Genomic DNA, 16,385 nt, shown 5'->3' on the forward strand with positions numbered 1-16,385 from the left:
TATGCTATACTTCTTCTGCGTAATTTGAAGCAGGAGGAATGTTTGCATGGCAAGAGAGAATATCATCTTCAAGTGCAGCGTCTGCGGCGAAGAAAACTATATCGGTACCCGCAATAAGCGCAAGCATACGGAGAAGATGGAAATCCAGAAGTACTGCCCGGTGTGCCGGAAGAAGACATTACATAAGGAGAAGAAATAAGCCGTTCGGCTTATTTTTTTCGATATGCGCATAGATACGCTGCCAATCGGGCTGTACGAAGAAAACAGCTATGTGGTTCATGATCATGGCCATGTTCTTTTCATTGATCCCGGTCGTTACTGGAAACAGATCGCTTCGCGTGTCGAAGATGATGAAACGGTAGATGCGATCCTTCTGACACATGGACACGCGGATCATACGGGTGCTGTGGATGATCTGGCGGACCGCTATCAGTGCCCGGTCTATCTGAACAGTGGAGACTGGGAACTGGTTGATCCCCATCATACATCCCAGGGTTATGAGTCGCCTGTCTATCACGAACTGAAGCCGCTGGAAGAAGGATCCTGTACGATCGGCACGTTTCCCCTGACTGTTTATGCCACACCGGGGCATACGAAGGGAAGCGTACTGATCCGGTATCGGAATGTGATTTTTACCGGCGATACTCTGTTCGCTTCGGATGTTGGCCGTACGGATCTGTTCGGCGGCTCGGAAGAGGAACTGCAGGCGTCGCTGCTCAAGATTCTTCTTCTGCCTTCGGATCTTTTGGTTTATCCGGGGCACGGTCCCTCTTCTTCCATGGCTGTGGAGAAACAGACGAATCCCTACCTGGTCTTTTCTTCGGGCCGCTGATAACTGTATTCATAGATCTCTTTGTTATGAATTTCGACTTCCAGGGTTTCCGGAAGCGGGGATTCGATCATGATCAGGACCGGCGTTCCCGGAATGATTTCCAGGCGGACGCCGGATTTTTCTAAGGCTTCACTGTGGAGCTGATTGTTTCTCAGCGCGCATTTGAGATGGGAAAGGGCGACAGCCTCCTGCTGAAGGTAGAGATTTGCCCGGCGGACATTTTCCATCATCTTTGCGCGCGCAATCAGCTTTTCAAAAAGAACTGCAGAAAGAATTGAAACAGCCAGCAGAAACAGCAGGCCGTACAGAGAAGTAAAGCCCTTATTCCAGTACGCCGAGGGCGGCGCAGCTTTCTTCTTCGTTTCGTTTCCAGCAGAGGATGACCGTGTTTTCTTCACTGGCAAAGGATACCTCCTCAATGTTTGTCAGAACGTATTGTGTTCCGGGTGTAAGGATCAGATTTTCACCGCTGATGCGCAGAATCTTCTCTTCCCCACGGAATTGAAAGGACAGGGTGCTGCCGGAAGGTGTGATGTTCTGAGCAATGTTGAAAATATGGCGCAGCTGCGTGATGGCGATGGCATCCTGCAGATCCGCCGGACGGACATACAGGTTCGCAATCGTCTGCAGCTGGCTGAGAAAGACCGGCAGAACGGCACACAGAATCAGCAGCGCGATCAGAAACTGCTCGAGGATGAATCCGCCGTTGGTCCGGGTGTGCATAGCTGGCATGGTTCGATCTGATTGATCTGTGTGCGGTAGTCGGCTTCCGTCTGTTCATAGACCTGCATCCGGAGCCGTTTGTCATTGAAGGCGGCCGTTGAAAGCCCGAGGATGATGATCGCAGACGCCGTACAGGCAGCGACCATGGTTAAAGCGTCCGCCAATAGAAAGCCGCGGCTATTCATCGGGGAACACGAGGCGTCCGAAGCCGAGCTCTACGATGATGCGCTGGGTATCAAACCACAGTGTCTTTGCCTGGTTGATGTTTCCGCGGCTGTTGAAGTACTGGCCGTTTTCGAGCTGCTGTACTTCCCCAGTGCGCATTGCTTCGCTCTGCAGATACAGAAAGTGCTCGGGGAAGCGGTGGAATTCTTCCTTTGTCATCTGAATCAGTGGGAGGCTGAGAGATATCAGAAGGGAACAGACGGCAATGGCAATGATCATCTCCAGAAGCGTAAATCCCTCTTCAGTACGCATACGCCTGTCCGTTCTGAATGCCGATCGAGCGTCCGTCGTCACACTGCGTCTGTTCTTCACGCAGAAGACCTGCCGCAACCAGAGCGCTCAGGTCGGAAGGTGACTGATTCGTGTCGAGGCGATACTGAATGATTGCGGCGTCAACGGTCTTGAGCAGGGCGTCACATCCCTTTTTGTCTACGATCCCCAGCGTCTTCTGGATGTTTGGGACCGTAAGCAGAAAGAGGATGGCGAGGATCGTGACTACAATGAGCATTTCCAGCAGCGTAAATCCGCGTTCGTTCTTGGTGCTTCTGCCTGCTTTTTCCATAATGATTTCTCCTTTTCTTTTTCTGTTTCCGTTTCAGTTTGTTTTGCTAGAGGGAACCCAGAATACTGATCGGCATCAGCAGGATCCTATAGATGATCACAATGAGGATGCCGATGCCTGCATAGGCAATGGCCTGAATGATCCGGGTCAGCCGATGGATGCGCGCTTCATAGCGTGCCAGCGCCATGGTCTGATACTGTTCCAGCATGACGATCGGGGAACTGGCATAGATGGCAAGCTTCAGAAACCTTGGCAGCAGCGGATCGAGGCCCTTCTGGGCGATGGCGTCGTTGAACCGGCAGCCCTGATTCAGCGCCTGATGCACGGTATTGGCCAGGGCGGCAACCAGCGGGCTGGTCGAAAGATGTTCGAGCATTGTCAAAGAGCGCGCCGTAGGCATGCCGGTACGGATGGTCTCCAGCAGAAAGCGGCCGAAGTCGATGCTTGTATAGGCGGTCCAAAGGTTGCCAGGGAGGATCTTTTCCAGCAGCTGATAGGTGGATACGATCCTGGAAGGAGCCAGGGCGTAGAGGAGCAGGAGACTGCCGGCCAGGATCAGGGCGATCAGGCCGATGGAAAATACCTGAAGTAAGTTCTGCAGAATCTTCAATCCTGCGGTATCGGTGTCAAAGCCTTCTGCCATCCGGATCATTGCCGGGAAGACGAAGCGGCTGAACAGAATGGTCCCAAGCAATGAAAGAACAAGCAGAAGGCAGGGATAGAACAGCTGCTGGTGGCACTTTTTCTGCAGTTCGTCGCGGGTTTCCTGCAGGTGCCGCGTCAGAAAGAAGGCCTGGGCAAAGTCGGTACTGGCAAGAAAGCCTTCCAGATAGCTGCGCCAGGAAACCGGACAGAAGGCGGGGAAGCAGTCGGCCGCCTTTTCGCCGGCGTCAAAACAGGACAGAAGCTGCTGGATGAGAGCTTTGTTCTTCTTTGACTCAATCATCGGCAGCGTTTCCTCGATGGTAAACCCTGCCTCCAGAAGGATGGCGATGCTCGTAAGATCAAAGTCCGAGAAGGTCTTCCTCTGCCTGCTTTCGGGTAAGAAGTCCGGCTTCCATGGCAGATGTGATGGCCGATTCAAGAGAGATAAATGCAGAAGATGGTTTCCCGTATTCGAAATAGTGCTTCACCTCCTTTCGGTTCATGTGTTCATAGATGCTGAAGCGCCGGTGTGAGGCGGGATTGGTATACAGGCGCTGGCAGCTGATGCCGAAGAGTACATCTTCCATCTGTTCATTGGAAACACCAAGATCCTTTAACCGCTGAATGGCTCCGGTACAGCTGAAGGAGTGCAGCGTCGTGATGACAAGATGTCCGGTCAATGCGCAGCGAACTGCCATGGCGGCCGCTTCTTCGTCACGGATTTCGCCAATCATGATGATGTCCGGATCATGCCGCAGCAGTTGCCTTATGCCGCTAGCGAAGGTGAAGCCGGCCTTTTCGTTGACGGCCATCTGTACGTAGCGGTCGCTGTAGACTTCGACCGGATCTTCGAGGGTATAGATTTTCTTTCCCCTGACCTGATTGAGCAGGGTATAGACCGTGGTCGTTTTTCCGGATCCGGTCGGTCCGCTGAAGACAAAGAGGCCGCTGCGGGCATGAGTAATGGAAGAGAGCCAGTCGATCGTTTCTGTCTGGCAGCTGAGATCACTGATCCTGAGCTTTCCGGTCTGATTCAGGATCCGCAGGACGCCGCATGTCATGTGCCAGCCGGTAACGATCGCAAAGCGCAGGGCCAGTGATTCGCCGTTGATCTCTGTTTCAAAGGAGCCGGTCTGCGGCTTTCGGGCCAGGGAAAGATCGAGATTGGAGCGGAACATGAGGTAGCGGAAAAAGGAGGCGTCGTAGTCCTGGCTCCGCAGTTTTCTCAGCTTTCCGTCGACCCGCATTTCGACAAGCAGCCGCTCATCATTCTCAAGGCTCAGATGGATGTCGGTTGCCTTGTTGCGCAGGGCAATCGTGAGCAGCCGGTGCAGCAGTTCTTCCATTCGTTCTCCTTTCACTGTTTCCTAGTCAGCAAAGGCAAAGGTTCCCGAAATTTTTTTTGAAAGAAGTGATGATAGAATAGAAACGGTTGTTCAGGAGAAATGAATATGAAGGGAATTATTCTTGCCGGCGGCAGCGGTACGCGGCTGTATCCGCTGACCCGTGTTACCAGCAAACAGCTTCTTCCGGTTTACGATAAGCCGATGATCTATTATCCGCTGAGCACGCTGATGCTGGCGGGAATCCGGGAAATACTGATTATTTCGACACCGCATGATCTTCCTAATTTTGAGCGTCTGCTGGGCGATGGCAGTCAGTTCGGGGTTCACTTCTCCTATCAGGTGCAGGAGAGACCCAACGGTCTGGCCCAGGCGTTTGTGCTGGGTGAGAAGTTTATCGGCAAGGATCCGGTATGTCTGATTCTCGGGGACAATATCTTCTACGGCAATAAATTTTCTACGATGCTCAGGGATGCGGTACGTCATACGGAAGAAACGGGACGGGCGCAGATCTTCGGTCAGTATGTCAATGATCCGGAGCGCTTCGGGGTTGCGGAGTTTGATGATCATGGACATGTCATCTCCCTGGAGGAGAAGCCCGCGCATCCAAAATCGAACTATGCGGTTGTCGGTCTTTACTTCTATGACAACCGGGTTGTGGAGTATGCGAAACAGTTGAAGCCTTCGGCCCGCGGTGAATATGAGATCACGGATCTCAACAAGATTTACCTTGCGGAAAATCAACTGGACATTACATTGTTCGGCCGCGGGTTTGCGTGGCTGGATACAGGAACGATCGAGTCCCTGGCGCAGGCGAGTGATTATGTGCGCATGGTTGAGCAGGTGCAGTCAATCCGCATTTCGGTTCCGGAGGAGATTGCCTACTACAACGGGTGGATTGATGAGGATCAGCTGCTCAAGGCGGCTGAGAGCTATGGCAAGTCTCCGTACGGTACGCATCTGCGTACGATCGCTTCGGGCCGGGTAAGAACAACGTTCAAGGGATCCGGGGGCAATGACTGATGCGGGCTGTATTTCTTGGCTGCGGGTATCTTGGCTCCAATCTGTATCAGCTGCTGAAGGATTCGTTTGATACGGAGATGTGGGGGATCGATTCGCCCTATGTTTCGCGGATTGATTCGTTCCGTCTGATCAATGTCTTTGATCCGGATGCGATGAAAGACATGGATGTTCGTGATGCTCTGGTCATTGATACAGTTGCCCTGGTGGCAAACAGCGACCGTTCGGAAAACGAGGCAGAGGCCCTCGATGTTCTGGCGGAAAAATACCGTGCATTGTTTTCGGTATTGAAGCAGGGGGGCTGCAGGCGCTTTGTCTTCTTTTCCTCGGGTGGAACTGTGTATGGCAGCCATGCACGTCCCCGTCGGGAGAGTGATCCTCTGGAGCCGCAGACGCTTTACGCCCGCAGTAAGGTAAGAATCGAAGAGGAACTAAAGGCGAGCGGGCTGGACTATCTGATTCTGCGTCTTTCCAATCCGTACGGGGGCTATCAGCTGCCCAACAAGCGGCAGGGCGTGATTCCGATTGTTCTTCGCAAGGCATATCTGGATGAGTCGTTTCAGCTGATGGTGAATCCGGACAGTATTCGGGATTATATCTACATTTCGGATTTTGCGGCACAGCTGAAAAAGCTGCTGGAGATGGATGTGTCCAATACGACCCTCAACGTTGGTTCGGGAAAAGGCACAAGTCTGCAGACGGTCATTGATCTTTGCGAGAAGATCACGGAGAAGACGCTGCGGATTGAGCATATGCTGTCGCAGGTACCGATGGTGCAGGACATTGTGCTGGATGTTTCGAAGCTGGAGGGGATTACAGGCATCCATTCTTCCATATCAATGGAGAAGGGGATGCGAATGGAAGATGAGCGGATCCGCCGTGAACTCGGTATTCGCTGACCGTTCCTTCGCCATCGGCCAATGGCGGATGGCGCCTGTGTCTTTTCTGCTATAATGCATGGAATCTTCTGACAGTCATATATGGATCGTAAAATACTTAGAAACTACATTTACAACGCGCTGTATCAGCTGATCCGGATTATTCTTCCGTTCATCCTGGTACCTTATACACTTTCCCATATCGGGACCAGGACGCTGGGCATCTATGACTATGCCGGTTCGATCATGAACTGGTTCATTCTGTTCGGTGTACTTGGCATTAATACCTACGGGAACCGTGAGATTGCCAAGGTGCGCAACGACAAGGGTTCGCTGCAGACAGCGTTCTGGGAAATCTTTGCAATGCAGGTATGCAACGTCCTGATTGCGATGGCGCTGTTCTATGTCTGGATTGCACTGTTTGTTCATGAGAACGTGTTTTATTATCAGCTGACGGGTTTGACGATGATCGCCAGTGCGCTGGATATTTCGTGGTTTTTCTTCGGGGTTGAAGACTTCAAGAAGGCGAGTATCCGCAATATTCTGGTGAAATGCCTCGGCGTTGCGCTGATTTTCCTGATGGTTAAGTCGCCGTCGGATCTCTGGATCTATATTCTGATCAATGTGGGATCGGAGCTCTTCGGGCAGGCGGTTCTTTTTCTGCAACTGCGTCAGTATGTGGGCTTTGAAAAGATATCCCTGAAGAATGCGTACCGGCATCATTTCAAGGCGACATTTCAGCTGTTTATTCCGACGATTGCGATCTCGGTCTATACAATGCTGGATACGACGATGGTCGGAGCATTGTATTCGGAAGAGCATGTGACGCTCTACAAGACGAGCATGAACATTATCAAGATGTTTCTGTCTCTGATTACGGCGATCGGTACCGTGACGATGCCGCGGGTTACCAACGTCTTCTACAATGACAGCGATGGCGAAGCGAAGGCGGAGCATCTGATCAATTCGACGATGAAGTTCGTCAATATGCTGTCGTGGCCGATGTGCTTCGGCATGATGGCGATTGCGACCAATTTCATCGCCTGGTATACGCCGGAGTATCCGATTATTGCAAACCTGGTGCGGCTGGGCTGTCCGATCATCATTCTGATATCGATGTCGAATGTGACCGGAATTCAGTACATGGTTCCGACGGGCATGTTCAATCAGTATACGACCTCAATCGTTTCTGGATCGGTGATCAACTTCATCTGCAACATGATCATGATTCCGCGCCACGGGGCGACCGGTGCCATTGTCGGCAGTATCATTGCGGAGGCGACGGTTACCTGTGTTCAGCTGGTTCTTGTCTACAGGAAGAGTCATCTCAATTTCCGTCAGAAGTCCTATGCCCTCTATATCAGCGGATCGCTGCTGATGTATGTGATTGTCAACCGACTGAACTATGTCCTGGAAGTATCGGCGACGATGACGCTGCTGCAGGTACTTGTGGGCATGGTGGTGTATCTGGCGTGGCTGTTAATCTTCAGGGAACCGGTGCTGATGGCCGTACTGGGAAAGGTCAGGGATCGTCGTCATGCCTGAAGTATCGATCGTTGTTCCGGTCTATAAGGCCGAAGCCTATCTGGATCAATGTGCACAGTCGATCTTTGCGCAGACATTCAGGGATTTCGAGGTGATCTTCGTCGATGATGGCAGTCCGGACGGCTGTCCAGCGATGCTCGATGGCTATGCTGAAAAGGATCCGCGGGTACGTGTCATCCACAAGACCAACGGGGGCCTTTCGGATGCGCGCAATGCGGGCATGAAGATTGCCCGGGGCACCTATATTCAGTTCATTGATTCCGATGATTTCGTGGAGCCGGATCTTCTTGAGGAATGTGTCAGAAAGCTCAGGGAAACGGGTGCGGACATGGTCATCTTTGACTATGCCCAGTACTACATGTCAACCGGGACGAAGGAAGAGATCCGCAATGTCTTTTCCGAAAAGGAAACCTATCAATTGAGCGATCATCCTGAGCTTCTTACAAGCATCGCCAATGCGGCCTGGAATAAGATGTACAGGCTGTCGCTGTTCCGTGATTACGGGATCGAATATCCCTGGGGCTATTTCTATGAAGACCTGGGGACGACCTACCGTCTGCTGGCAAGGGCGAACAAGGTTGCCTTCGTCAATCAGGTTCTCTATGATTATCGTCAGGATCGTCCCGGCAATATTACGGGGACGTTTGATATTCGTGCCTTCCATGTGCTGGACATGGTGAAGATCAATCTTGATGATTATCAGCAGCTCGGCATCTATGAGAAATATTACGAGGAGCTGAAGTTTCTCGGCTGCGTCAACATTCTGGAATGTCTTAAGAAAACAAGAAACGCCGGTGATCATGCGCTGGCGCTGAAGTTTGTGCAGGTGTGTTTCTGGTTCATCCGCAGCCACTGGCCCGAATTCCCCAAGTGCAGATATAAGATTGCGCGTCAGAAGGGAGACTGGATCTATACCAGTGAGCCGCGGCTCAGACTGTATCTGAAATGGAAGTGGAAGGGAGAATAAATCTATGCCCCAGGTAACTGTTATTGTGCCGATTTACAACGTTGAGCGGTATCTGAAAAAATGTTTCGATTCGCTTCTGAAACAGACGTCGGATGACTATGTCGTGCTGGCGGTCAACGATGGTTCGCCCGATGGCTGTGACGCCATCATTGCCCAGTATGTCAAAACCTATCCGGACAGGTTCAAGGGCATCAAGAAAAAGAACGGCGGCTATGGTTCCGTACTGCAGATTGCGATCCGCGAGACGAAGACACCGTATTTTCTGGTGTGCGATCCAGATGATACGCTGGAGCCGGAAGCCGTGCAGACGCTGCTTTCCATGGCAAAAATGTCCGGAGCCGATATCACCGTCGGCGCCAAAACTCTGATCTATGAAGACAGTGATATCCGCGAATACGATGCGTCCTACAACAAGGATTTTACGACGCTGAAGAAGGATACGGTCTATGACGTCCATGATCCTGATTCTGACGGACTGTGGTTCATCAATCCAAGTCCGCACGCCAAGCTGTACAGGACCGAAATCGCGCGCGGCATCACGTTCCCGGAACATGTCGGTTATACCGATAACATGCTGTTTTATTTATCGATGCTGAATGCGAAGAAGCTGATCTATACCGATCAGCCTCTGGCCAAGTATCTGATCAACCGCAAGGGCAACTCGATGGGCGATGTCAGCGCTCCGGCGATGAACGGCGAAATTCTCGTCTTCAAGTCGATTCTTTCGCAGGCGGAACATATCGAAAATGTTCCGGACATGTTCTATTACCGCATGTATGAAAGTTTCCGTTACATGCTGCAGCAGATGCCTCGGCTCAACTGCAGTCGGGAAGACTTTGAAATTGCCATGGACTACCTTGGAACCTACAGTACCAAGCTCAGCGCCTATGGCTCGATCATCCGTCCTCTTTACCAGCAGTATGCCAAAGTCCGCCCGCTGGAAAAGATCCGGGATCTTGAACTGATGAACAGCCGCCTCAGCGCCTATGCCTTTGAGAGACTGAAGAAGAAAATGATGAAGGAGTACGATGAAAAACACAAATCAGACAATTAAATCCGCAGTGCTGGCACTGATTCTATTGGCCGGCTGCGGCAGCAGCACTGCAGCTACGGCCGCCACCGCCTCACCATCATCCGCCACCACCGGTACACAGGGCTGTGATATTTTCGAAGAATGTGCGGATGATACGGCGGCGCCGGAAGGAGAGGAGAGTGGCAGTGCAGCCGCTGCCTCCACATCCTTCAAGGAAGAATATGAATCCCTCAACGGAACGGAAACATCCTCCGGCAATACGTATCGGACCGTATCCATTCCCGAGGAAAATCCCATCGTCGAGATTACGGGTGATGAAGCAGCTTCCAAGATTCAAAACGGCGACACGTTCTATCTCTACATTGGAGATGAACAGTGTCCATGGTGCCGCAGTGTCATTGAGCAGGCTTTGACTTCGGCAGCTGAACACGGTGTCGATACCATCTACTATGTGCAGATCTGGGATGCGGACCATAACGAAGTGCTCCGTGACCGCTATGAACTGCAGGATGGCAAAGCGGTACAGACAGGCTTTGGAACAGGAGCCTATACGGTACTGCTGAAAGCTGCGGATGCCTTCCTGGATGAATACACCCTGGAAGATGATGATGGCAATACGGTAGATACCGGTGAGAAACGCATCTATGCGCCTACGTTTATGAAGATTGAAAACGGAACGGTAACGGCATTGACGACCGGCACCTCACCTTCGCAGACGGATGCCTATCAGGATCTTGATGATGGCATTGTCGCCGATGAAAAGGCGATGTTTGATTCTTTCTTCAATTAATCGATCCATTCGTACCAATGGCACAGCGTCCGGTTTGAAAACCGGGTGCTGTGCTATAATTTTTTTCGTTATGAATGCAAACATTCTCGTCTCTGTCATTGTGCCGATGTATAACGCCTCCAGATATCTTTCAACGTGTCTGGATTCATTAGCCTCCGCAACTTTCCGCGATCATATGCAGGTGATTCTGGTCAATGACGGCAGTACGGATGAGACAGCGGCTCTTGCCGGGAGTTATGTGGATCGTTTCCCCGATCTCTTTCAGCTGGTTGAAAAACAGAACGGCGGCCTTTCGGATGCCCGCAATTTTGGCCTGCCGTATGTAAAGGGCACCTATCTTGCCTTTCTTGACAGCGACGACTGGATTGAGCCGGACCTTTACGAACGTCTGTATCAAACGATTGAAAACGAAGGGGCGGATGTATGCGTCTGTGATCTGGAGTACTGGTTTGAGGATCCTTCCAAACGCTTTGTCATGAAGGGCTTGAGTCAGTGGCAGGCAGATACGGTTCAGAAGAAGGCACTTCTTTCACCGATGTTTGCCTGGAACAAACTGTACCGGGCGGAGCTTTTTACGGCGGACAATGGTTACCGCTATCCGCTGCATACCTGGTATGAGGACATTCCGGTAACGACGCTTCTCTTTGCAAAGGCGGAGCGGATTGCCTATCTTCCCGAATGCGGCATCCACTATCGCCAGCATGATGATTCGATTATGGGATCGGTTCATGATAAGCGCGTCAAGGACATCTTTGGCGTACTGGAGCTGGTGCGGAAGGAATTCAGGGACGCCGGCCTTTCTGACACGTATCATGAAGAACTGGAGTATCTTCATATTGAGCATCTGTGTCTTTACGGCATGTTCCGCTTTATCCGCAGCGACTGGAGCGAAGAATGTGCAGCGAAGGCAGGGGACGTGATGAAGAAGGAGTTTCCGGACTGGAAGCACAACTGCTATATCCGGAATCTAGGCTGGAAAAACCGTATGTTCCTTGCCTGCTATAATGAAAAAACGGCAGCACTCTTCAATCGAAGAATCCGCGGCTGAAAAGGAGAAACCCTACGTCGAGAACCCGCTACAGTTTCTACAACTTCATCGTCAGTACGATTGCGGCCATTATTCTGCCGATCATCGGCTTTATTAAGGTTCGCCTTTTTATCAATGCCTACGGCTCCGAGGTGAACGGCCTGCAGCTGACCGTAGCCCAGGTCATCAATTTCCTCAATATCTGTGAACTGGCGTATTCGCTTGCCTTCCGGCAGCTTCTCTATAAGCCGCTGGCGGAAAATGACCGGGAAGGGGTAAAGCGCATCTATTGCGGCGCCGTACGTGTCTTCCGCATCACAGGCATCATTGTCATCACCGCCTCTCTGGTCGTCGCTCTGCTGTTCCCGTATTTTTCCGAGTCTCCGCTTTCTTACGGCGGGACGGTAGCGACCGTTCTTCTGCTGGCCCTTCCGTACGGCATCAGCTACTTCCTCATGGGACCGAATTTTGTCATCATGGCCGATCAGAAGGAGTACAAGATCAACATTCTGATTCAGACCGTTGCCATTCTCAGAATGGTGCTGATGGTTCTGCTCATTCATTTCGGTGCCAGCTTCTTTGCGATTCTGCTGGTCGAAGCGGGCAACATTCTGGTGTCCAATACCGGAGCAAGAATCATCGGCTTCCGCGAATATCCATGGCTCAAGGAAAAGCCCGCCGATACGAAGGATCATTCCTTCCGCGACAAGGCTCCCTATGCCATGGTGCAGCGCCTTTCGGAACTGGCCCTGACCCAGACCGACAGCATCATCATTTCGGGGGAGCTTGGTTATGCGATGAGCTCCGTCTATGGCAACTATTCCTATCTTTCGGAAAATATCGGAAAAATTTCGCAGTCCATGGTCCAGTCGCCGATGAACAGCTTCGGCAACCTGTTCAATGACCCGAAGCGGGAATCCTATCCGATCTTCCTTGAATTTTTTAACTTTGCGTCCTATCTTGCGACGGTCGTCGCGGTGTGCATCTTTACGGTGCTGCCGGAGTTCATTCCCATCTGGATGCAGCATGATCCGCTGTATGCCGTTGATGTCGGTGTCTGTTTCTGGCTGGCTCTCAACATCTTCTATACGACGCTGCGGCAGCCGATCATCATTGTCCGCGATGCCAACGGTCTCTATGTCAATGCCCGCAACAACGGGTATCTGCTGGCGGCAGTGAAGATCGTTCTGAGCATTCTGCTGGTTGGAAAGTTCGGCATTGCCGGCGCGGTTCTTGGTACGGCGATTGCCTACTGGACCGTTGACTTCGGCTATAACCCGAAGCTTGTCTATGACAAGGTGTTCCATCTGCCTGTGCGCAGGTATGTTCTGCTCGTACTGGGCCGGCTGGCCATGGCGCTTGGGATCGGGCTTGGCTCCTGGTGGCTGTGGCGGAAGTTCTTTGCACCGCATGCGATTACCGGTGTGCTTCCGTTAATCATCAATATCGTCATCCTCGGTATCATTGTTCTGATTGTGACAGCAGCTCTGTATGCAATGTTTTTCCCCGGCTTCCGCCATCTGATTGAGCGTGGACGCAACGTTCTCGCCCGCCGGCGGCAGAAGAAAACGGACAGGCAGGGACAGAAGGAGTAAATATCTATGGAATATGATGTCATCATCATCGGCGGCGGAATCGGCGGCCTGATGTGCGCCTGGAGACTGGCAGAAGAGAAGCCGGATCTGAAGATCCTGATTCTTGAAAAGGGCAGAAAGCTCGAAGACCGCAGCTGCCCGATCGTGGCCGGAAAGTCGGAGCGCTGCCTTAAGTGCAAACCATGCGCCATCATGGAAGGCATGGCCGGTGCCGGCGCTTTTTCCGATGGAAAATACAACATTACGGCGGAATACGGAGGCTGGCTGCCGGACTATATGCCAGCTGAAACTGTCGTCAGCTACATTGAGCAGGCGGATCAGATTCTGCAGAAGTGCGGCGCTGACAATGAACGCTACATGCCGGATTCGCAGCTGAAGGCGGAGTGTCTCAAGTATGACCTGCACATGCAGCAGGCGCAGGTCAAGCATCTTGGCACCGATGCCAACTACGGAACGATGCTGCGGATGATCAGGACTCTTGAAGAAAAAATTACCATCGAGACACTTGCCGACGTGACGGATGTGGACAAGGAACATCATACGGTTTCCTATGTACAGCAGGGCAGGGAACATACGGTTTCCGGTGATTCGATTATTTTTGCGGTCGGCCGCATCGGCAACCGGATGTTTGAGGAGTGGTGCCGGCGCAATCACATTGCCATGACCAACAACCAGGTCGACATCGGTGTGCGCGTTGAGCTGCCGTATGAGATCTGGGAACCGTTCTCCAGGAAGATCTATGAACCGAAGATCTACTACAAGGCGGGACATTACGGCGACAAGGTCCGTATGTTCTGCTTCAATGAGCGCGGCTATGTTGTTACGGAAAACTCCGACGGCGTTCTGACGGTCAACGGCCATTCCTACAAGGATGCGGCCCGCCAGTCCAGCAACAGCAACTTCGCTCTGCTTTCGAGCACCTTCTTTACGGAACCCTTTGATCAGCCGGTGGAATATGCGCGCTACGTCGCTTCCCTTGCCAACAAGATTTCCGGCGGCTATGTGCTAGTGCAGAGGCTGGGAGATCTGGAAAGCGGTCAGCGGACAACGACATCGCGTCTTGCCCAGTCCAGTGTGCGGCCGACACTTGCGGCGGTTCCGGGCGATCTGAGTCTGTGCATGCCGAAGCGTCAGCTGGATAACATCATTGAAACGCTTCATGCGCTGAATGCGGTAGCGCCGGGAACAGCCAACTACGATACGCTGCTGTACGGCGTCGAGTGCAAATATTACAGTGCGCGGCCGGCCTGCCATGACTTTGAACTTGACGGTACGCAGCACATTTACGCTCTTGGTGACGGAGCGGGATTTACGCGTTCCCTTTCCCAGGCGGCCGCCAACGGCCTGATTGTGGCGGATCATATGCTGAAGTCCGGGAACAATCATGGCTGAGGATTACGGCTTTCTGCGTCCCGACCGGCTTCCGGATGTTTCCTATAGCGAGCAGCGTCTTGCGCATCTTGATCTTCCATGGTTTACGACCCAGGAAACAAACGCGCTTGCCAGGAACCATTGCGGCGCAGCTGCAGCTGCCAATGTTTTTCTGTATCTCTGCTCGATCCATCATCGTTTTCCGAAAGATGGCGACCGGATTGCATTCTTCAAGGATGTCCACCGCTATGTGGGCGATGGACCTCTTTTGAGTATTTCAGGACAGATGGCAGCCTATGCCCTGATGCACCGGATTCCTCTTCAGTTTTATCCTGTGTTTGGCTTCCGGGGGATTCAACAGGCGATCAGCAAAGGAAGAATTGTATCCGTTCAGCTGATGTACAGTCCCAATGTCGGCCATTGGACACTGTGCACCGGCTGGCGCGTGGATCAGGACGGCACAAGGTATCTGAGGCTGGTGAGCGGCTGGAAAGGGGATGCAGATACCTTTTACTGTCTGGACCGTGACAACGGCTGTCATCTGATTACCTCGACGGCTTATTATTGGAGGGGAGAATCCTATGCCTAAGGTTCTGCTGGTATTTGCCATCGCTGCCTCGTGTCTGTTTTCGTCGGGCTGCTCCTCTTCCGCCTCTGCAGCTGTTCCGCCGGTATATGAGGATGTGACGGAAGCATGGCTGCAGAACAGGATCGATGCGTTTCTTGAGGATGGCAGCTCTCTTCTTGATCAGACGGCGGATGGCGATGCGATTATCTGGAGCGTTCGCTCCGGGGCGGCCGAGATCCGTGACAACTGTCTGTACAAGACGGAAGAGGCGAAGGAATACGAACCGGTCGTATTGGACGCCACTGTCAACGGCACTTCCTATACGCTGGATCACCTGTTATTGCTGGATCCGTATGTCGGCTATCTGATTCCGTATTTTGAAGCCAGCGGGGAGACGATGGAACAATTGAAACTCGGCTATACCTACAATGGCACCTACTGGTTTAAGCTGAACAATGATCAGCCGGTACTGAAGCCTTCCAAGGGAACGCAGCGTCTGAGGGATCCTTCGTTTGTACGAAGAAGGGACGGCAGTCTGGAGCTGCTGGCGACGCAGGGGTTCAACAATCCCGAAATCTATGCCTTTGAGCTGAAGGACGGTACACAGTTTACCGGTGAACGTCTTCTGAAGGTCAACCGTTCCTCTGATCAGATGTCGATGAGCCAGACACAGGCCTGGGCCCCCGAGGCGTTCTATGACCGCCGGATCGATCGCTATGTAATCTACTGGTCGTCGATCGAAGACGGGGCGATCTATTACAATACGACGAAAAATTTTAAAACTGTATCGCTGCCTTCCGTCCTGTTTGAGACCGGCTATCCGATCATTGACGGTACGCTGCAGAAAGACGATGGCAGCTGGGTCATGATCTGGAAGGATGAGCGAAGTCCGGCCCGCAAATATGCCTGGCTGTACCGTTCGGAGGGAAGCGATTGGAACGCCCTGACGCAGACAGAGGAAAAACCGCTGATCTCCTGGCATCCTCTGGAAGGACCGCTGGTACTGAAGGATTTCGGTACGGGCATGTACTATATCGCCGCCGATGACTATACCCGCGGAAGATTCCGTATCTTTGAGAGCGAAGATCTTCTGCACGGTCACTTCCGTACAACCGAAGCGGAAGTCATGGTCCCCTTTGAACATCCTGCCCATGCCAGCGCGACGCCAGTCACGTGGAAGGAACTGGAACGGGTGATGAATGCGTTCGGCGCCTGAAGCAACCCCTGAAAAAAAACCGGATGAGCGGATCATGATCTGATC

The 16,385-nt window shown here is 52.3% G+C and carries 20 protein-coding genes; 13 read left to right on the forward strand and 7 right to left on the reverse strand.

Annotated elements, in window-relative coordinates:
• Nucleotides 1-46: 46 nt before the first annotated feature.
• Together rpmG and C1714_RS09590 are read left to right on the forward strand one after the other, a co-directional pair.
• The gene (rpmG, locus tag C1714_RS09585; protein WP_102342956.1) at nucleotides 47-199 is read left to right on the forward strand and encodes a 50S ribosomal protein L33; all 153 of its coding nucleotides are present in this window, start codon (nucleotides 47-49) and stop codon (nucleotides 197-199) included.
• A 24-nt stretch (nucleotides 200-223) separates the two neighbouring features.
• Entirely contained in the window at nucleotides 224-832 is a 609-nt protein-coding gene (locus C1714_RS09590; RefSeq protein WP_102342957.1) for an MBL fold metallo-hydrolase, read from the forward strand.
• Here the strand turns inward: C1714_RS09590 and C1714_RS09595 are convergent.
• The 7 genes from C1714_RS09595 to C1714_RS09620 are packed head-to-tail and all read right to left on the reverse strand — an operon-like array spanning nucleotide 805 to nucleotide 4,333.
• Nucleotides 805-1,230: a hypothetical protein gene (locus tag C1714_RS09595; RefSeq protein WP_102342958.1), complete on the reverse strand. Its 426-nt coding sequence runs from the start codon at nucleotides 1,228-1,230 to the stop codon at nucleotides 805-807. The two genes, C1714_RS09590 and C1714_RS09595, sit on opposite strands and share 28 nt — an antisense overlap.
• Complete coding sequence (locus C1714_RS09600; RefSeq protein ID WP_135567928.1) at nucleotides 1,154-1,555, reverse strand: hypothetical protein; 402 nt, start codon at nucleotides 1,553-1,555, stop codon at nucleotides 1,154-1,156. The genes C1714_RS09595 and C1714_RS09600 overlap by 77 nt, the downstream gene beginning before the upstream one ends.
• Complete coding sequence (locus C1714_RS14080; protein ID WP_167850004.1) at nucleotides 1,510-1,740, reverse strand: hypothetical protein; 231 nt, start codon at nucleotides 1,738-1,740, stop codon at nucleotides 1,510-1,512. Before C1714_RS14080 ends, C1714_RS09600 begins: the two co-directional genes overlap by 46 nt.
• Nucleotides 1,733-2,032 (reverse strand): prepilin-type N-terminal cleavage/methylation domain-containing protein, encoded by a 300-nt coding sequence (locus C1714_RS09605; protein WP_102342960.1) that lies wholly within the window; start codon nucleotides 2,030-2,032, stop codon nucleotides 1,733-1,735. The genes C1714_RS14080 and C1714_RS09605 overlap by 8 nt, the downstream gene beginning before the upstream one ends.
• The gene (gene comGC / locus C1714_RS09610; protein WP_102342961.1) at nucleotides 2,022-2,342 is read right to left on the reverse strand and encodes a competence type IV pilus major pilin ComGC; all 321 of its coding nucleotides are present in this window, start codon (nucleotides 2,340-2,342) and stop codon (nucleotides 2,022-2,024) included. The genes C1714_RS09605 and comGC overlap by 11 nt, the downstream gene beginning before the upstream one ends.
• A 46-nt stretch (nucleotides 2,343-2,388) precedes the next feature.
• The gene (locus C1714_RS09615; RefSeq protein ID WP_167850005.1) at nucleotides 2,389-3,426 is read right to left on the reverse strand and encodes a type II secretion system F family protein; all 1,038 of its coding nucleotides are present in this window, start codon (nucleotides 3,424-3,426) and stop codon (nucleotides 2,389-2,391) included.
• Nucleotides 3,347-4,333 (reverse strand): ATPase, T2SS/T4P/T4SS family, encoded by a 987-nt coding sequence (locus C1714_RS09620; protein WP_102342963.1) that lies wholly within the window; start codon nucleotides 4,331-4,333, stop codon nucleotides 3,347-3,349. The genes C1714_RS09615 and C1714_RS09620 overlap by 80 nt, the downstream gene beginning before the upstream one ends.
• A 105-nt stretch (nucleotides 4,334-4,438) precedes the next feature.
• On the opposite strand from C1714_RS09620, the gene rfbA reads away from it, so the two are divergent.
• From rfbA to C1714_RS09675, 11 genes are all read left to right on the forward strand, one after another.
• Nucleotides 4,439-5,353, forward strand: coding sequence for a glucose-1-phosphate thymidylyltransferase RfbA (rfbA, locus tag C1714_RS09625; RefSeq protein ID WP_102342964.1), 915 nt, complete (start codon nucleotides 4,439-4,441; stop codon nucleotides 5,351-5,353).
• Entirely contained in the window at nucleotides 5,353-6,249 is an 897-nt protein-coding gene (locus tag C1714_RS09630; RefSeq protein WP_102342965.1) for an NAD-dependent epimerase/dehydratase family protein, read from the forward strand. Before rfbA ends, C1714_RS09630 begins: the two co-directional genes overlap by 1 nt.
• Nucleotides 6,250-6,330: 81 nt before the next feature.
• Entirely contained in the window at nucleotides 6,331-7,773 is a 1,443-nt protein-coding gene (locus C1714_RS09635; protein WP_102342966.1) for an oligosaccharide flippase family protein, read from the forward strand.
• Nucleotides 7,766-8,740, forward strand: coding sequence for a glycosyltransferase family 2 protein (locus C1714_RS09640; RefSeq protein ID WP_102342967.1), 975 nt, complete (start codon nucleotides 7,766-7,768; stop codon nucleotides 8,738-8,740). The genes C1714_RS09635 and C1714_RS09640 overlap by 8 nt, the downstream gene beginning before the upstream one ends.
• Nucleotides 8,741-8,744: 4 nt before the next feature.
• A complete protein-coding gene (locus C1714_RS09645; protein WP_102342968.1) occupies nucleotides 8,745-9,794 on the forward strand; it encodes a glycosyltransferase family 2 protein in 1,050 nt (349 codons plus the stop codon).
• Nucleotides 9,769-10,563 (forward strand): thioredoxin domain-containing protein, encoded by a 795-nt coding sequence (locus C1714_RS09650; RefSeq protein ID WP_102342969.1) that lies wholly within the window; start codon nucleotides 9,769-9,771, stop codon nucleotides 10,561-10,563. The genes C1714_RS09645 and C1714_RS09650 overlap by 26 nt, the downstream gene beginning before the upstream one ends.
• 70 nt (nucleotides 10,564-10,633) lie before the next feature.
• Nucleotides 10,634-11,611, forward strand: a complete 978-nt coding sequence (locus C1714_RS09655; RefSeq protein WP_167850006.1) for a glycosyltransferase — start codon at nucleotides 10,634-10,636, stop codon at nucleotides 11,609-11,611.
• 131 nt (nucleotides 11,612-11,742) lie between these two features.
• Nucleotides 11,743-13,185, forward strand: a complete 1,443-nt coding sequence (locus C1714_RS09660; RefSeq protein ID WP_102342971.1) for an oligosaccharide flippase family protein — start codon at nucleotides 11,743-11,745, stop codon at nucleotides 13,183-13,185.
• Nucleotides 13,186-13,191: 6 nt separating this feature from the next.
• The gene (locus C1714_RS09665; protein ID WP_102342972.1) at nucleotides 13,192-14,577 is read left to right on the forward strand and encodes an NAD(P)/FAD-dependent oxidoreductase; all 1,386 of its coding nucleotides are present in this window, start codon (nucleotides 13,192-13,194) and stop codon (nucleotides 14,575-14,577) included.
• Nucleotides 14,570-15,145, forward strand: coding sequence for a hypothetical protein (locus C1714_RS09670; protein ID WP_102342973.1), 576 nt, complete (start codon nucleotides 14,570-14,572; stop codon nucleotides 15,143-15,145). The genes C1714_RS09665 and C1714_RS09670 overlap by 8 nt, the downstream gene beginning before the upstream one ends.
• Entirely contained in the window at nucleotides 15,138-16,340 is a 1,203-nt protein-coding gene (locus tag C1714_RS09675; RefSeq protein ID WP_102342974.1) for a glycoside hydrolase family protein, read from the forward strand. The genes C1714_RS09670 and C1714_RS09675 overlap by 8 nt, the downstream gene beginning before the upstream one ends.
• Nucleotides 16,341-16,385: the final 45 nt, after the last annotated feature.

The sequence above is a fragment of the Galactobacillus timonensis genome (genome assembly GCF_900240265.1).
Classification (GTDB): Bacteria; Bacillota_I; Bacilli_A; order Erysipelotrichales; family Erysipelotrichaceae; genus Bulleidia; species Bulleidia timonensis.

What these genes read in the sequence shown, in the direction of transcription:
- C1714_RS09590 (WP_102342957.1), top strand. Translation starts at nt 224, where the DNA reads ATGCGCATAGATACGCTGCCAATCGGGCTGTACGAAGAAAACAGCTAT.
- C1714_RS09675 (WP_102342974.1), top strand. Translation starts at nt 15,138, where the DNA reads ATGCCTAAGGTTCTGCTGGTATTTGCCATCGCTGCCTCGTGTCTGTTT.
- C1714_RS09645 (WP_102342968.1), top strand. Translation starts at nt 8,745, where the DNA reads ATGCCCCAGGTAACTGTTATTGTGCCGATTTACAACGTTGAGCGGTAT.
- C1714_RS09655 (WP_167850006.1), top strand. Translation starts at nt 10,634, where the DNA reads ATGAATGCAAACATTCTCGTCTCTGTCATTGTGCCGATGTATAACGCC.
- C1714_RS09620 (WP_102342963.1), bottom strand. Translation starts at nt 4,333, where the DNA reads ATGGAAGAACTGCTGCACCGGCTGCTCACGATTGCCCTGCGCAACAAG.
- C1714_RS09605 (WP_102342960.1), bottom strand. Translation starts at nt 2,032, where the DNA reads ATGCGTACTGAAGAGGGATTTACGCTTCTGGAGATGATCATTGCCATT.
- C1714_RS14080 (WP_167850004.1), bottom strand. Translation starts at nt 1,740, where the DNA reads ATGAATAGCCGCGGCTTTCTATTGGCGGACGCTTTAACCATGGTCGCT.
- C1714_RS09600 (WP_135567928.1), bottom strand. Translation starts at nt 1,555, where the DNA reads ATGCACACCCGGACCAACGGCGGATTCATCCTCGAGCAGTTTCTGATC.
- C1714_RS09630 (WP_102342965.1), top strand. Translation starts at nt 5,353, where the DNA reads ATGCGGGCTGTATTTCTTGGCTGCGGGTATCTTGGCTCCAATCTGTAT.
- comGC (WP_102342961.1), bottom strand. Translation starts at nt 2,342, where the DNA reads ATGGAAAAAGCAGGCAGAAGCACCAAGAACGAACGCGGATTTACGCTG.
- rpmG (WP_102342956.1), top strand. Translation starts at nt 47, where the DNA reads ATGGCAAGAGAGAATATCATCTTCAAGTGCAGCGTCTGCGGCGAAGAA.
- C1714_RS09635 (WP_102342966.1), top strand. Translation starts at nt 6,331, where the DNA reads ATGGATCGTAAAATACTTAGAAACTACATTTACAACGCGCTGTATCAG.
- C1714_RS09650 (WP_102342969.1), top strand. Translation starts at nt 9,769, where the DNA reads ATGAAAAACACAAATCAGACAATTAAATCCGCAGTGCTGGCACTGATT.
- C1714_RS09640 (WP_102342967.1), top strand. Translation starts at nt 7,766, where the DNA reads ATGCCTGAAGTATCGATCGTTGTTCCGGTCTATAAGGCCGAAGCCTAT.
- rfbA (WP_102342964.1), top strand. Translation starts at nt 4,439, where the DNA reads ATGAAGGGAATTATTCTTGCCGGCGGCAGCGGTACGCGGCTGTATCCG.
- C1714_RS09665 (WP_102342972.1), top strand. Translation starts at nt 13,192, where the DNA reads ATGGAATATGATGTCATCATCATCGGCGGCGGAATCGGCGGCCTGATG.
- C1714_RS09670 (WP_102342973.1), top strand. Translation starts at nt 14,570, where the DNA reads ATGGCTGAGGATTACGGCTTTCTGCGTCCCGACCGGCTTCCGGATGTT.